12 protein-coding genes are annotated in these 16,346 nt (G+C 32.8%); all 12 read left to right on the forward strand.

Translation table 11 applies throughout. The annotated features are described in order from the left end of the window. Window positions 1-5: 5 nt before the first annotated feature. The 12 genes from SD960_RS12005 to SD960_RS12060 all read left to right on the forward strand — a co-directional run bounded on the left by SD960_RS12005 (window position 6) and on the right by SD960_RS12060 (window position 16,317). Window positions 6-1,442: a DUF3526 domain-containing protein gene (locus tag SD960_RS12005; protein ID WP_318803364.1), complete on the forward strand. Its 1,437-nt coding sequence runs from the start codon at window positions 6-8 to the stop codon at window positions 1,440-1,442. A gap of 1 nt (window position 1,443) precedes the next feature. Continuing rightward, a complete protein-coding gene (locus tag SD960_RS12010; RefSeq protein ID WP_318803365.1) occupies window positions 1,444-2,790 on the forward strand; it encodes a DUF3526 domain-containing protein in 1,347 nt (448 codons plus the stop codon). Between the two features lie 248 nt (window positions 2,791-3,038). Continuing rightward, the gene (locus SD960_RS12015; RefSeq protein ID WP_318803366.1) at window positions 3,039-3,680 is read left to right on the forward strand and encodes a hypothetical protein; all 642 of its coding nucleotides are present in this window, start codon (window positions 3,039-3,041) and stop codon (window positions 3,678-3,680) included. A 297-nt stretch (window positions 3,681-3,977) separates the two neighbouring features. Further along, window positions 3,978-4,577, forward strand: coding sequence for an RNA polymerase sigma-70 factor (locus SD960_RS12020; RefSeq protein ID WP_318803369.1), 600 nt, complete (start codon window positions 3,978-3,980; stop codon window positions 4,575-4,577). Window positions 4,578-4,644: 67 nt separating this feature from the next. Then, window positions 4,645-5,745: a FecR family protein gene (locus SD960_RS12025; RefSeq protein ID WP_318803371.1), complete on the forward strand. Its 1,101-nt coding sequence runs from the start codon at window positions 4,645-4,647 to the stop codon at window positions 5,743-5,745. Between the two features lie 42 nt (window positions 5,746-5,787). Next, window positions 5,788-9,114, forward strand: a complete 3,327-nt coding sequence (locus tag SD960_RS12030) for a SusC/RagA family TonB-linked outer membrane protein (RefSeq protein WP_318803373.1) — start codon at window positions 5,788-5,790, stop codon at window positions 9,112-9,114. 4 nt (window positions 9,115-9,118) lie between these two features. Then, window positions 9,119-10,597 carry a RagB/SusD family nutrient uptake outer membrane protein gene (locus SD960_RS12035; protein ID WP_318803374.1) on the forward strand — a complete coding sequence of 493 codons (1,479 nt, stop codon included), beginning with the start codon at window positions 9,119-9,121 and terminating at the stop codon, window positions 10,595-10,597. Beyond that, window positions 10,584-12,047 carry a hypothetical protein gene (locus SD960_RS12040; RefSeq protein ID WP_318803375.1) on the forward strand — a complete coding sequence of 488 codons (1,464 nt, stop codon included), beginning with the start codon at window positions 10,584-10,586 and terminating at the stop codon, window positions 12,045-12,047. Before SD960_RS12035 ends, SD960_RS12040 begins: the two co-directional genes overlap by 14 nt. 81 nt (window positions 12,048-12,128) lie before the next feature. Further along, on the forward strand, window positions 12,129-13,277 hold the full coding sequence (locus SD960_RS12045) for a cytochrome-c peroxidase (RefSeq protein ID WP_318803376.1): 1,149 nt from the start codon (window positions 12,129-12,131) through the stop codon (window positions 13,275-13,277). A gap of 312 nt (window positions 13,278-13,589) precedes the next feature. After that, on the forward strand, window positions 13,590-14,006 hold the full coding sequence (locus SD960_RS12050) for a hypothetical protein (protein ID WP_318803377.1): 417 nt from the start codon (window positions 13,590-13,592) through the stop codon (window positions 14,004-14,006). Window positions 14,007-14,214: 208 nt separating this feature from the next. Further along, on the forward strand, window positions 14,215-15,480 hold the full coding sequence (locus SD960_RS12055) for a DUF6624 domain-containing protein (protein ID WP_318803378.1): 1,266 nt from the start codon (window positions 14,215-14,217) through the stop codon (window positions 15,478-15,480). A 219-nt stretch (window positions 15,481-15,699) separates the two neighbouring features. Then, complete coding sequence (locus SD960_RS12060) at window positions 15,700-16,317, forward strand: hypothetical protein (protein WP_318803379.1); 618 nt, start codon at window positions 15,700-15,702, stop codon at window positions 16,315-16,317. Window positions 16,318-16,346: the final 29 nt, after the last annotated feature.

The following is a 16,346-nucleotide window of genomic DNA, read 5'->3' on the forward strand; positions in this document are numbered from 1 at the left end:
AAGCCATGTCTTTACACGTAGAAATTTTAATTGCAAAACATTTAAAAAACTCCGCTTTTAAGAATTCGGCTGTTTTTATCATTACCTTTTTTATTGGCATTTTACTCGCTTACGCCGTTTTTTCCGGTTGGGAAAATTATACCAATCAAAACGAAACCAGTGCAAAATACCAGCACGAATCTCGTGAAGACTGGTTGAAAAATCCGGATAAAAATCCACACCGAATGGCGCATTACGGCAATTTCGCTTTCCGCAAAAGTACTTCGCTAAGCGTTTTTGAATTTGGAATGGAACCGTTTTTTGGAAATGCCATTTTCCTCGAAGCTCACAAACAAAATACAGCCAATTTTTCTGAAGCCGGATTCTCCAACAGCATGTTGCGTTTTGGGGAAATTAGCATTGCCATGATTTTGCAGATTTTATTGCCACTTTTGATTTTTTTCTTCGGATTTAATTCGGTCGCAGCCGAAAGAGAAAACGGAACTTTAAAACTTCTTTTAAGTCAGGGAATTAACTGGAAACAGCTTTTATTGGGTAAAACACTCGGAATTGCTTCTGTCATCATGATATTGTTTATTCCAACAATTATTGTTTTGGTTTTCATTTGGTTAGTGCTTCAAAATTTCACCATTTCATTTGATGAAACGATTAAGATGATGCTGTTTATTGTATTTCATTTTTTGTATTTAATATTCTTTTGCGTGATCGCGGTTCTGATTTCTGCTTTAAGCAAAACCTCAAAAAAAGCTTTGATTTCCCTTATCGGAATCTGGTTGCTTTTTACGATTATATTGCCAAGAGTTACGCAGGCAATCGGTGCTTATATTTTTGAAGCTCCTTCTAAAATAGAATTTAACAGCAACATCGAAAAAGATATTCTGAAACAAGGAGACAGCCACAATCCAAATGATTTGCATTATAAAGCAATCAAAGATTCTTTGCTTGCAGTTTACAAAGTCGATTCGGTTCAAAAATTACCTTTTAATTATTCCGGTTTTATCATGACCGAAGGCGAAAAGATAAGCGCCAGAATTTACAACCAACATTTGGATACTTTGCTTCATGTTTACCAAAAACAAAACAGTTTTTCCAGAGCTATGTCATTTTTAAATCCGTATATCGCCATGAAAAACCTTTCGATGGCCTTATCCAATACCGATTATGATTCGTATATAGATTTCCAGAAACAAGCCGAAACCTATCGTTATAATATGGCTCAAAAAATGAATGCTTTACAAATTAAATACATCAGTAATGATAAAAGTAAACCGGCTTTAATTGGCAAAGATCATTGGGCAGAAGTAAAGGAATTTCATTATGAACCAAAAGGTATCCGGGCTGTTTTAAAAAATGAGATTATCTCTGTTATTTCCTTATTTCTCTGGATTAGTCTTTTATTTATTTTGATCAAAATAGCATCAAAAAACCTTAAAGCCATTTAATATGTTAGTATTACTATTTAAAAATTTCATTCGATCGAAAGGAACAAAAGTTGGATTATTGTTTCTGTTTCTTATCGGATTTATTAGCCTTTTAATTGGAAAACAATTTCAGGAAAAACAAACTAAAAATATCACCGAAGCTGCTGCATATCAAAAAGAACATATTGCGCGAAATGCCGCTTTTCATAAAGACGAAATGGGACTTCTGCTCTATTATGTCAAGTTTTCGCTAGTCAATAAAACGTTTCCTATAAACGGTTTGGCAATTGGACAGCGAGACGTAAATCCGTCCATTCAAAGTGTTACGATTCGCGGTTTGGAAGGTCAGAAATATGATTCGGAGTTAAATAATCCAAGCAATCTATTGTTAGGGAATATTGATTTTAGTTTTGTTCTCGTTTATCTTTTTCCGCTTTTAATAATCGCTTTTACTTATAATATTGTTTCTGAAGAAAAAGAAAGCGGAACCTGGAAAATTGTGGCAACACAAACTGATAATACTTTCTTTTATATTCTGAAACTATTCTATATCCGAATTTTAAGTTTACTAGCATTATTAACCATTGTAACTTTTATTGCCATTTTTATACTGAATATTCCATTTAACAAATCACTTTTCACATTTTACACGATTAGTATTTTGTACATTCTTTTTTGGTTTTCGGTTTGTTTTTTTATTGTTTCATTGCAAAAGAATTCAAATTTTAATGCGGTTATTTTGTTAACCATTTGGCTATTTCTGATTATCATTTTACCGGCAACAATTAATACTTATATAGTCAATAAATATCCGGTTCCCGAAGCTTTAGAATTAACACTAAAACAGCGAAATGCCTATCACGAAAAATGGGATATGGACAAGCAAACAACGCTGGATAAATTCTATAAACATTATCCGCAATTTAAAACTTATCCTTTGCCGGATAAGGAATTTAGCTGGCTTTGGTATTATGCCATGCAGCAAATGGGTGACGACGAATCGGCAATTCAGTCGAAAGAATTAGAAACCAAGCTGACACAAAGAAATCAGGCAAGCCAGACAATTGCACAATTTATTCCGACTTTGCACACCCAAATTCAGTTAAATGAAATTGCAAAATCTGATTTGGGAAATCAACTTTTGTTTACGCAAAAAACAAAAGACTTTCATGAAAAAATGCGTTTGTATTTTTATCCGAAGATATTTGATAATACTCCGGTAGATAAAGAAAACTGGTCGAAATTTAAGGTTGAAACTTTTAGTGATTCGTCTGAAACTAATTTTGTGAAGTCATTTTTACCTTTATTACTTTTCAATTTATTATTGATTGTTTTTGGATGGCGAAATTTTAAGCGTAACGTTTCTTAACCGCAAGGTTCGCTAAGCTTTGTGGTGAGTTTTACCACAGAGATTCACAAAGATTTACACAGAGGTTCGCAAAGATTATACAAAGCTTTGATAGTTTATTTCGCGGCAAAGTCGCAAGGACGCAAAGTTTATTTTCTTTGCGGCTTTGCGACTTTGTGCGATTAATAGAACAGCTTTTAATAAAACCTTGCGCTCTTTGCTATAAAAAAACTTTGCGTACTTTGCGGTAAAATATACTCCAAGTAGAAATGAAAAAAATAATCTTAATAGGTTTACTTGTTCTTGCGGTTTTCTACGTTCTTAAGCAATACGTTTACAAACCTTATGCATGGAAAAAAGCAATTACCAGTCCGGAACATAAACTACAAGTTGGCAGTTTTATTTTTAGCAAAGAAAGAGGCTCAAACGGAAGCCAAAGCATGCAGAACTATTATTTTGCTTTTAAAGTAATTGAAATAAACGGCGATTTGGTAAGGCTTTCTGTCATCAGAAAATTATCAGATAAAAATAATCTTTTGCAATCTGATTTTTCGACTACAAAAGAAGCTTATAAAAACTTAAAACAAAATATTCAAGATCTCACGATTACGGGAATACTAACAGAAGATTTATATAAAGTTGATGGTGCAACATATACCATAAACGACTATTTAATAAGCAAATATCCGGATTTAAAAAAGTCGAGATACTATTATCAGGATATTCCGGCGAATAAAAAAAATACTCCCGTACCAACAAATCCAGACGATCTGATTATGTATTATGATTTAGTTTATTCGAAAGAAGAAATCATTAAAAATGGCAGACTTGCTCCGTATACAATGACAAACAGAACAAAAGGCGAAATTGATACGGGATTATCAAAAGATATCGATTTGATTGTAAATTAACTGTGTGTGTTTTAACCATATAAGTTATATAAGTTCATATTATACTTTGTGCAGATTTAAGCTAAATCAAAACAGGTCATATAAATCTCTGCATCTTAAAACTTAAATTACTTATATGAACTAATATGGTGAAAAAAAAATTACGCTTATTCTGAATAATTTTTCGGGAAACATTCTTTATTTGAATTTTATTTAGAATTGGTATAAATAATATTTTATATTTGCCGGAATCTGAGCAAAACGAGTGGTTTTTAGAAATTACTTATAGTGCTTTTCCAAAAACAGAAATCCGTTTCGATGATTGATAAAAACAGTTTTGAACTTAATCTTTTTGAATCTTTTAAAAAAGGAGATCAGGCTGCGTTTACTTATTTTTACGAGAAATACTTCAACAGGATTCAGGCTTTTTGCGTTCAGTTTATTTACGATAAAAACGAAGCCGAAAATTTGGCACAGGAAGCGCTTTTACATTTATGGCAAAGCAAGGAAAACATAGATTCTATCAACGGAATACGATCATTTTTATACACTTACGCCAAATCAAAATGTATAAATACGATAAGGCACAACAAAGTTAAAGACCGTTTTAAAAATGATGTATTAAACGTAAAAGAAAAAGAACTTAATATCGAAATTCTGAATTCGATAAGTTTTGATACTTTAGAATTAACAGAATTAGAACGCATCATTAATGAATCTATCAACGATCTACCTCCAAAAACCCGTGAAGTTTTTATAAAAAAGCGAATTGAAAATAAAAAAAATGCAGAAATCGCCGAAGAAATGCAGGTTACTTTAAAAGCCGTTGAAGCCCATATGACAAAGGCTTTGAAGATTTTAAAAACAAAATTATCGGATTATTTATTTCTTATTTTTATTCTTATTTGTAATAATTAAAAATAAAAGATAGGGTTTTTTAATGTTCGCGTGTACTTACTTAGGAGACATTAACCAAACTCAAAATATGATTTCAGAAATACTTCATAAATATTTATCGAACGAAGCGACAGAACAGGAAATTCAAACTCTTTTTGAATGGATCGATGCTTCGGAAGAAAACAAAAAACAGTTTATTACCGCCAAAAAAATCTGGGCAATGACTTCCCTTTCTGATGTTGCATCAATTGGTGAAACTTCGGTAATTCAACTTAAACCAAAAAATAAAGTCATCAAATATTTAAAATTTGCTGCTGTATTTTTAGTGCTTTTTGGATTAGGGAAATTTGCTTTTAACTTTAGTCAGAAGACAGATTCTAAAGAAATTGTTTTAGAATTAGCTGATGGAAGTTCTGAGTTTATTATCCAGAAAAATGAAACAAAAGTCATAAACGATAAAGGCGATTTGATTGCCAAAAAATTTCCAAACCAAATTATTTATTTTGGAAAAGTTCAGGATCAGGAAGTGGTGTATAATACACTTAAAGTTCCGTACGGGAAAAGATTTAAACTCCAGCTTTCAGACGGAACTGTTGTGAATTTAAATTCGGGAACAACTTTAAAATATCCGGAGCAATTTGGTCTTAACGGAAAAAGAAATGTTTATCTAACGGGAGAAGCTTTTTTTGAAGTGGCCAAAGACAAAACCCATCCTTTTATCGTGCACGCCAACAAAGTGGAAGTTGAAGTTTTGGGAACGAAATTTAACGTAAGCGCTTATCCTGAAAACCCAACGGTAAATAGCACTTTGATCGAGGGAAGTATTCAGATGGCTGAAGCCGAAAACAAATCAAATGCTGTTTTGATTGTGCCAAACCAAATGGCAACATGGCAAAATAATTCGAAAAAAATTACAACCAAATTCGTAGATACGAGCATTTATGCTGCCTGGACAAAAGGCGATATTGCTTTTAAAGATACCCCATTTTCAACTATTGCAAAAATTATAGAGCGCACTTATGATGTGAAAATCATCAACGAAAATTCTGATTTGGCCAGACAGAGTTTTACCGGTTCTATAAAAATTAGTGAGTCGAGCGTCGAGAATATTTTAGAATTACTAAAACGTGACACCCCATTTAATTATGCCATAAACGAAAATACTATTACCATTACCAATATTCCATAATTAACTAAAAACATGACATTTACGATACACAATTTAAGGAAAATGCTATTTTTCCTAGCCCTGTTCATATCTGGTTTTAAAGGTTTTTCCCAGAATAAAACGATCACATTACACGCCAAAGACCAGCATTTAACTGTAATTATAAAATCGATTGAAGAGCAAAGTAATTTCAGGATTATTTATAATGCCCGAAAAATTGATGCCGATCAAAAAGTTTCGATTGATGTAGATAATGCAGCTTTAGAAACTGTTTTGACACAATTGTTTAAAGGAAAAAATATTTCATTTTACGTTCAGAATAAACAAGTTTTACTAACCAGCTCTGCTCCTGTTTCTACAAATAATCCTTCGCAGGAAACAGAAAGATTTATTATCGGAACCGTTTTAAGTGCCAAAGATAAACAGCCTCTTCCCGGCGCTACAATTCGCATCAAGGGAACAGCAATGGGCGCTATAACCGATTTTAATGGAAAATTTGTTTATGAGTTAAAAGGAAATAACATCAACAATCTTGTTCTTGAAGTTGCTTTTTTAGGAATGATTCCACAATCTCAAAAGGCAGAAAACAAGAAAGATTTTGTGTTTTATCTGGAAGAATCGGTAGACGAATTAAATCCGGTTGTAATTACGTCATCTTATGGAACTACAAAACTGAAGGAAGAAATTGTGGGAAGTATTTCGACTATAACTGCGAAAGATATTCCTGTACAGCAAGCCTCAGAAAGCGTTGATAAAATGCTGGAAGGACAAATTGCTGGGGTTTTAATCGAAAATACTTCCGGTGTTGGTGGTCCGGTGAAAATTAATATTCGCGGTCAGGGAAGTTTAAAATCTTTAAGTAATTCTATTTTGGGTACTTCTACGCAGCCATTAATTATTGTTGATGGTGTAATTATGAGTGAACAAACCGGAATTGACAGCCAATATTTTGACGGAGGAAGACTGGCAGAAGGATTATCAAACCCATTAGCAATGATTTCGCCAGATAATATCGAAAACTTCACTGTTTTAAAAGATGCCGCAGCTGTTGGTATATATGGTGCCGATGGTGCAAACGGTGTAATTTTGATTACTACAAAAAAAGGGAAATTAGGAAAAGCTAAATTCGGTTTCTCCAATCAGCTTGGTGTTTCTTCTGCAATAAATCAAATTAAATATTTAAACGGAGAACAATATACAGAAGTAAGAAATCAGTATTTAAAAAACACAACTTCTGGCTATGTTCCAGTTGCTTATAACGGAGTTAATACAGATTGGTTTGGTTTATTGAACAGATCCGGTATTTATAATAAGTACAATTTTAATGTTTCGGGAGCCACTTCAAAATTCTCTTACCGAACTAATATTTCTTATTTAAATATTGATGAGCCACAAGTAGGAAATACTACAAAACAGCTTAATGGTGGGATAAACTTAGGCTATCGCGCATCAAAATGGGATATTAATTTATCGCTTAATCCCAGTTATATTAAAAAAGATGCACCAAATATTTATTATGATTTTGCTTATTTACCCACTATATCTCCATATAATGCTGATGGAACTTATGCAAATTTAGGTGTATCTGGCGGTAATACGGGAGGAAATCCACTGGCAGCAATTGAGCAGAATAAAAATGAGACTGAATCACTTGGACTTTTAGGAAGTTTGAATGTAGCTTACGAATTAAATAAAAATATAAAATTCTCCACTTTATTCGGAATGGATTATGTTGATAAAGTTCAGGATCGCTGGTTTTCGGGCGAAAACGAAAGCGGACAAAATAATGGATCTTTTATTTCAAATGGAACAACTTATCCAAATTGGGGACGACGACTTTTTAATAACCGAAACTCAACCAAATGGAACTGGCAGGGACAAATGTTATATAACAAACAAATCAATCCAAATCATGGCATTGATGGCGTAATAGGCTTTGAACTTTCTGAAGAAAAAACAAATTTTGATTATTCATCTGCTTCTGGTTTTACAAATCCAAATGTAATTAACAGAGTTGAAGATGCCATTCAGGATGATGATACGACCACTCCATTAGTTGATGAGACAACGGCAAGACAGGTTAGAGGATCTGATTTTAGCAATAATTCAAGAGTTTCTTTATTTACGCAAATCAATTACAATTATAAAAAGAAATATTACGCTTTAGTCAATTTTAGACGTGACGAAAGTTCTGTTTTTGGAGATGATACCAATGTTGCTTACAACAGCGGTGCAGGTTTGGCCTGGGTTACGAGCAATGAAGAATTTTTAGAATCCAGTTCATGGATAGATTTATTAAAATTTAAAATTAGTTATGGCTCAACGGGAAATTCCCGAATAGGTTCGTATCGTTCAAAAGGTCTTTATACGCTTTCGCAAAATGGATACAACGGATATCTTGAAGCTAATCCAAGCGCTGCCCCCAACGGAAATTTAAGCTGGGAAAAAAATCTAAAATTTAATACCGGAATCGATTTTAATGTATTTAATACGGTTGAATTATCATTAGAATATTATTATGATGACTTACAAGATTTGATTACAAGCAGAAGTATCCCAACAGAAACAGGATATGGAACGGTACAATTAAATGCTTCAAGCATGTATAATAAAGGTTTTGAATTTACAACCCGAATTAAATGGTTTCAAAAAGGCAAATTTAAGTGGACTTCAGCATTTAATATTTCAACTGTAGACAATAAAGTAACCGATTTAGTTGGTTTAGGAAGCAACTACTCTATTTCAAACCTTGCACTTGCACAAAAAACAGGTTACAGTACCACTACTATTTGGGGTGTAAACTGGGTAGGAATTGATCCTGCAACGGGGAGGGATCTTATTAAAAAAGAGGGACAGCTTTATGATTCGACAACTTATGCAAGAACATTTAGCGAGGCTGACTGGGTGCCAATTGGAGATTTACAGCCAAAAGCTTTTGGTGGTTTCAGCAATTCTTTTTCATTAAACAATAAAATTACTTTATCAATTAATGGTGCTTTTCAATGGGGTGGAGATAAATTGGTTTCAGAAGAAATAGTAGCAAAATACAGAACTTCATCCAACAGAAATATGTCTGTAAATGCCTATGATTATTGGAAAAACCAGGGAGATATCGTTTCACAGCCTTCTCCTGGGGATAATACTATAATTTCTAACATGAGTAAATATGTTTATGATGCTTCATACATCAAAATAAGCAATGTTAACCTGAGCTATAATGTTCCTTTAAAAAATACTTTTCTTGATACATTAACTCTTTTTGCAGATGTGTCTAATGTGCTTTACTGGTACAAAGAAAAAAGCCCTTCAGGAATGAATGGCATTAGAGAATTTAATTACACTTATCCACAAGCCAGAACTATCTCGTGTGGAATTAATACTAAATTTTAAGAAGATGAAATACTTCAAAAATATCAGGATATTACAGTTTCTTATGCTTTTGACAACAATTTGTTTGTTGCAAAGCTGTAGTGATTTTTTAGAACAGGAACCAGGAACTCAGATTTCAATAACTGAGCAATTAAAAACAAAACAAGGGGTTTTACAGGCATTAAATGGTTTGTATAGCGATATTGAAGCCAATGTAAGAGGCGAACGTTTTGCTGTTTACGCAGATTTGCAGGGAGGAAACTTAAAATTTAGTCCGTCATTAACAAGCAGTTCTCAAGGACAATTGACTATTCCGACTAATATTAAAAATCTGTATTCTTTTGGAGATCTTGCAGATGAATCTAATTTTTCAATTTTTTATGGCGATAGTTATGATATTATCAATCAGGCCAATTTAATTTTAGAATTTACAGATGCCTTAACAGACGCCACTGAAGCTGAAAAAAACCAGATAAAAGCCGAAGCATTAGCAGCAAGAGCCTACATGCACTTTTTATTGAGTGAAATATACAGCCAAAATTATGGTTATACTGATGACGCATCACATTTGGGAATTGTTTATAATACGAAATCTATTACCGAAGGAATTCAATATCCGACAAGGGAAACTGCTGCAAACACTTATTCCTTAATAATTAATGACATAACAACTGCCTTAAATCTTTATTCTGACAGTTCACTTTTGCAAGGTCCGGTTTATTCCTTTTTTAATACTAAAAGCACAAAAGCTCTTTTAGCAAGAGTTTACTTGTCTAAAAAAGACTGGAAAAATGCTTATGAAACAGCAAATGATGTAATTGAAAATTCAGGTGTAAGCTTAATGAATTCGGCTGATTATATTGCACAATGGGAACAACCCGATCTTCCTGTTTCAGAGATTTTATTAGAGTTTTCAATTCCAAAAGGTTCAGACGGAACAGCCAGCGGATCATTATCTTCATATTTTGGTTATACCAGCGATGCCAGTTATTCTAACTATGTAGCCTCTCAAGACTTATTAAGTTTGTATGAAACGACGGATATTAGGAAGCAACTGTTTTTAGAAAAGCCATTATCAACATTGGTCAACAATAAACAAATCAAACAAAATTATTATTTCACTAAAAAATTTCAGGGAAATCCAGGCTACGTTGCTTTTAGATTGAGCGAACAATATTTAATTCGTGCCGAAGCAGCATTGGAACTAAACAATACCGATCAGGCAAAAAAAGACATTAATACCATAAGAACCCGTGCAAATGCAAGTGAATTAACAGATACTGAAATTTTGAAAGAGGCATTGTTTCTTGAGCGAAGAAAAGAATTGTGTTTTGAAGGGCATCTGCTTTTTGATATTGCCAGAAACAAAAAAAATATTTCCCGTACTGATGGCTGCATATCTCTTAGTTGCAGTTTAACCTATCCGTCGCCAAAATTTGTATTGCCAATACCACGAAGCACTATTATTGTTAACCCAAACTTAAAACAAAATGAATCCTATTAAAATTATAGCTGTAAGTATCGTTTTAACGTTATTTACTTCATGTTCAAAAGATGATTACAAATTAGATTCTAACAACATAGATCCCTTTATCAGGTTTAATTTCCAGACTACAAGTAGTGGTGTTCCGTTAGAATATCCGGCAATAAATACTTCATTATTGCCTGCAGGTATTTATGAAAATAAATCAGTAAAAACTTTAAAAATACCAGTAACATTAACCTCAACAAATTTAAAAAATGCTGTAGAAGCTTCTTTTAGTGTAACCACAACCGGAAGTGAAGATGATTTTACTTTAAATCCTGTTGATAAATTATTATTTGAAGGAACAAAACTTACTGATACCCTTTTTCTTTCTTTTGATAAAAGATGGCAGCCAAATCAAAGTATTACATTAAAACTTAAAGAAACTTCAGATCCTGCAATTCACATTGGTAATCTAAATACATTAGCAGTAAATGACGTGTTTACAGTGAATCTGGGAGAAATAAATACGACTTATACTTTTCCTGTAAACCGAATTAATCTTAAAGGAGTGGCCGGAGAAACAGTAGATTTTAAAATCAATTTTCCAAATGGATTCTTTCCTTCTGAGATTGAAAATCTTGATATATTTACATTTCTTAATGGTTTTGAATATTCTTTAACACACGATGATTTTGGAGATGACAGAAGCTCAATTACGTATCATTTAACGCTTTTAGAAGATATTCAAAATGATGATGTTCGTTATGAAACTGATATTACGTTAAACAATACAACAAATTACACCGCTACCGGAAATACGATTTTGCAAATTGTAAAACCAATTAAATCACCAAGAGATGTTCAGGCCAATCCTGCATCTAAATTTTATGATTTATCAAATCAGTTTTACCTGACTTACGGCGAGCATTGGTTTGATAAAAGCGGTACCTGTGCATGGCAGACTTTTAATGCCTTTACGTTTCCTGTTGTAGTGACAAAAGACAACGAAAATGCTGTTTTATATAGTGATAAGGGCACAACAAATACGGCTGATGATGTTTATCATGATGCTTTTATAATTGGATTTAATGTTGTAACCGGAACAAACACAACCAATTCATTTGGGTTAAAAAGATTTTTCTCTAACGAAAGTACAGCATCGCAATATTCTCCCGGATTTAATATTACTTCGGCTCTTGAATTTTTTCCAACAAATGGAAACAGCAAAACCGATGGAAAAGTACTTGTTATTCCGCAATATATAACCATTGGAACTACTAAAGTATCTCATGTTATTGCGATAGCTGGTGAAGGAACTTATAAAGAAATTAGTACTGGTTTGTTTGAAATTTCTTTTGAATTAAAACTAACCAATGAGGAACTTTTTGGAGGAACGGTTTCTACACAATACAAAATGTACAACAACAAAACATATCCAAAAATAGATCCAATAAACGACGCTTGCCCGAAAGAAGTCGCTCTTTAAGTTTTAAATTAAAAAAGTTTCACGTTTCAGGTTTGATGTTCTGCCGCAACTTGAAACCTGAAACCTGAAACAAAAATAAATATGAAATTAAAAACCTTAATACTACCGATCGTCCTTCTCCTAAGTTTAACAGCTTATAAGAGCGTTGAACAGCCCGATTATATCGATATTACAGAATTAAGAAAACTGTATTCAAGCGGAGATGCTACAAAATGGCCGGCGGCAGAATTACATGAAAATATCGATAAATCTAAGTTTGAAGATATTGGTGTTTTGCCTGCAGTTCCGTATCCGGATTATAATCCGTATTCGAAAGAGAAAGAAGCTTTGGGGAAAATATTGTTTTTTGATCCGAGGTTATCCATTAGCGGGCAAATTGCCTGTGCTTCCTGTCATAATCCGGAATTGGGCTGGACAGATAACTTAACGCGTTCTTTTGGGCACGATCGCCAAACGGGAAAACGCAATTCGATGACGATTTTAAATTCGGCGTATGCCAAAACTTTATTTTGGGACGGAAGAGCTTCCAGTCTTGAAGATCAGGCACAATTTCCGATTGGAGATCCATTGGAAATGAATGAAAAACTAACGATTGCAGTAGATAAAATTGCGAAAATTAAAGGTTATAATACTCTATTTACAAATGCTTTTGGGGACAAAAAAGTGAATCTGCAAAGAATTCAATATGCGATTGCGACTTTTGAAAGATCAATCAATAGTCCGAAAAGTAAATTTGATAATTTCATTAGCGGAAAATCTGAAGCTTTTACAGATGCTCAGGTCAAAGGTTTGCATTTGTTCAGAACCAAAGCGCAATGCATCAATTGCCATAACACACCTTATTTTAGCGATAATCAATTTCATAATGATGGTCAGACTTTATTCGGAACAAAAAATGAGGATTTTGGAAGATATAATGTGACAAAAGATGTAAAAGATATTGGCAAATTCAGAACGCCAACACTTCGTGAAGTCGCAAACACAAAACCCTGGATGCATCACGGGCATTTTCCGTCTTTATTGGATGTTGTCGAATTGTACAATGGCGGAAATCCCTCTCCTATTCAGAAAAAATATTTAGGAACTGCCAGAGATTCCCTGATTCCAAAAGTAGACCCAATGCTTAAAAAATTAAATCTAAGCAAAGAAGAAATTAGCGATTTACTGGCTTTTATCGAGACATTAAGCACACCAACCAGACGAATTATGACGCCAACAATGCCGAAATAAAATTATTTAATAAATTGTGAATACGCCCCAAAGTTCCACAATTATAAAGCTCGTTTCATTACTTTGGAACGGGCTTTTTTATTAATAATCAATTATTTTTTTAAAAAAGTTTTTCAACTAAAAAAAAATCAAACAACCTTCAAAAAAAACCGCATTCTTATTGATGGTTTTCTTTCTGTTTCAAGTACAAATATATTTACAAAAAAAGGGAATGCGTTTGTAAAGTTTTAACAAGAAATTGTTTTATTTGTAATGAAAACAAATTTTTAAAACTGAGAAATCATTCTTAAAAATATATCCTAAACTAAAATTATGGCAACCCTTAAAACCTGGAAAGAAAAACCAACTGAAACTGAAGCACAAAAAGTAGTAGAAGATTTTTTTGCTTATTTGAAAAAAGGCGAATTAGACAATGCTAAAAATATAGTCGATCATGTATATGATGATTGGGAAGAATCTATACATGTAATCTGGCGCGATCATTATCTTATTCATGAGATTGCAAAAGATGAATCCTTTGAAGGAAAAGAATGGCTTAACAATTTGGAATGGTTAAATAATGTTGACATTTTAGATGATTATATGTGGGCCGAAGAAAATGGTAATACAAGATATTTTGATGTTAGTTTAACCTATTTAGGCGAACCTTCGGGATTTGCTGCTCAATTTTATTTAGTAAAAAATGATGATCATTATTTTCTAAAAAGAGGTCTTATCGATATGGCATAACCCTTTAAAAAAAAACAAAAGCTCGTTTCATTAGTTTGGAACGAGCTTTTTTATTTTAAAAATTATACCCGCAAAGTATATCGACAAAGAAAAAGGTACGTTTCATTTATTTTAAATGGGCTTTTAATATAAAAAACAGCCATATCTACCTATAAACAAAGCATTTATAAAAATTATATGTAATTTAGTTGATGAAAATCAAATAGAAATGAAACGATATTTTGTTATACTTCTTTTATTCTTCAACTTTAATAGTCAAGCGCAAACGAATAATTATGAGGAATTAATTGCCGAAGCATCTTTGTTTCATCTTCAAAAAGAATATAAAAATGCCATTCTTACTTTCGAAAAAGCATTTTTAATACAACAGCCAGATGCTTTAAACGCTTACAAAATGGCAGGCGTTTATGCATTAAATCAAAATAAAACCGAAGCGTTTCAATATTTAAACTTGGCTTTGGATAAAGGCTGGACAGAAACTGAAGCTTTAGTAATTGATCCTTATTTTGATTTTTTGCGAAATAATTATGACGCTGAATGGCAGATTATCATACAAAAAGCAAAGTTGAAAGAACAGCAATACGAGAAAACACTAAAGCTTCCGGATTTGCGAAAACGCATTAATTTAATGACAATTCAGGATCAGAAACTTCGGTTTGCCAAAAGCCAGACCAATGATCCACGCGAAATAGAAGTTTTGAACCAGCAGATAAATGATTCCGATTTTAAGAACCTCAACGAAGCGAAAGAAATCATCGAAAAATACGGCTGGCCAAAAATAACTGAAATTGGAAAAGACGGCCAAAACAATTTCTGGCTTATCGTACAGCATGCTGATCAGGATATTTTGTTTCAAAAATTAACTTTATCCAAAATGGAAAAATTAATGGAAACAAAAGAAATCGATCTGGAAAATTACGCCTTTTTGTATGATCGCGTGCAATGCAATCTCAACTACAAGCAACTTTACGGAACTCAGGTAAACTGGACACAAAATGGAAATGCCTCCGGTTTCAGACCTATCATTAAAGAAGATTTAGCAGATAAAAGACGTGCCGATTTTAAACTTTTGCCTTTGAAAATCTACGCGCTGAACTACGGATTTGAATATAAAAATATATCTTTTGAAGAAGCCCGAAAAAACGATCAAAAAGATTTAAATGATGCTTTACAATTGATTAACGAAGCCAAAAAAGCATATCAAACAAAAGAGTTTCAAAAAACATACGATCATTACAATAATGCTTCGATGATTTTGGGCGGAATGTCGGATTTTCAAAATTACGAAGCAGCAGTTTTATTTGCCAAAATCTACAATCAAAATGGCGAAGAAAAATATAGAAGTATTTCCTTAGATTTTCTGACTTTGCTATTTTTCAGAGGAAACCTAAACAAGAAAAAAGTGCTGAATCAAACAGAGTTTAAAAGTTTTTCTGCTGAAAAAAGATGGCTGGATATCATCAGTCAAATATAATCTTCGCGAATTTATTATTCCAAAACAAAATTTTCCCCTTAAAATATTCCCCATACAACGCATTTTTGTATGAAAATTGTTTCATTTTCTAAAGTGAAACCAAGTTGAGGCGTTTAAATATTTTTTCTTAAGAACTAAAATTAATTTTGAATTATAATTTTTAAATCCCTGTTAAGTCTTTAACACGAGCTAATTACAAATCAAATTAAAACTAAAATTATGAAAAAGTATAATCTATTATTCGTTATTTTTTTATTTTCAATTTTTGCAAAAGCACAAACTTCAAACTCATTTCTGCTTAATTTATATGCAGGTTACGCCTTTCAGGATAAAGTAGAATATGATAACTCTTATGCTTATGTAGGAGACGGCTTTGAATATGGTATTGGTTTTGAGTATTTTATTGTAGAAAATAGTTCTATCGAATTAAAATACAACAGGCTTGATACAAAATTACCTTTATACGGCCCTCTGGGAAATCAAGCGAATGCCGGAGATGATAAAGGTGCGTTAAACTATATTTTAGTTGATTACGCACATTACTTTGATATTGGTTCTAATGTGATGCCCTATCTTGGCGCCGGAGCCGGTATTAATATTCTTGAAACACCTCAAAGCGGAAACGAAACTTATTTTGCCTGGGAAATAAAAGGTGGTGTAAAAATTAAAACTTCTTCACCTTGGTCTATCAATTTAAATGCTTATTTACAATCTATGTCCGCCTCAGTCGGCACCAGCTATTACTGGACTTATTATGGTCCGGTTGGTGTAACAGATTTTGTAGCAACCTATCAATTTGGTTTAGGAGCGACTTTAAGTTATGATTTCAGTAAATAAACACAATAGTATTTAAAATATTCTCTAAT

Source organism: Flavobacterium sp. MMLR14_040 (assembly GCF_033657265.1).
In the GTDB taxonomy this organism is placed as follows: Bacteria; Bacteroidota; Bacteroidia; order Flavobacteriales; family Flavobacteriaceae; genus Flavobacterium.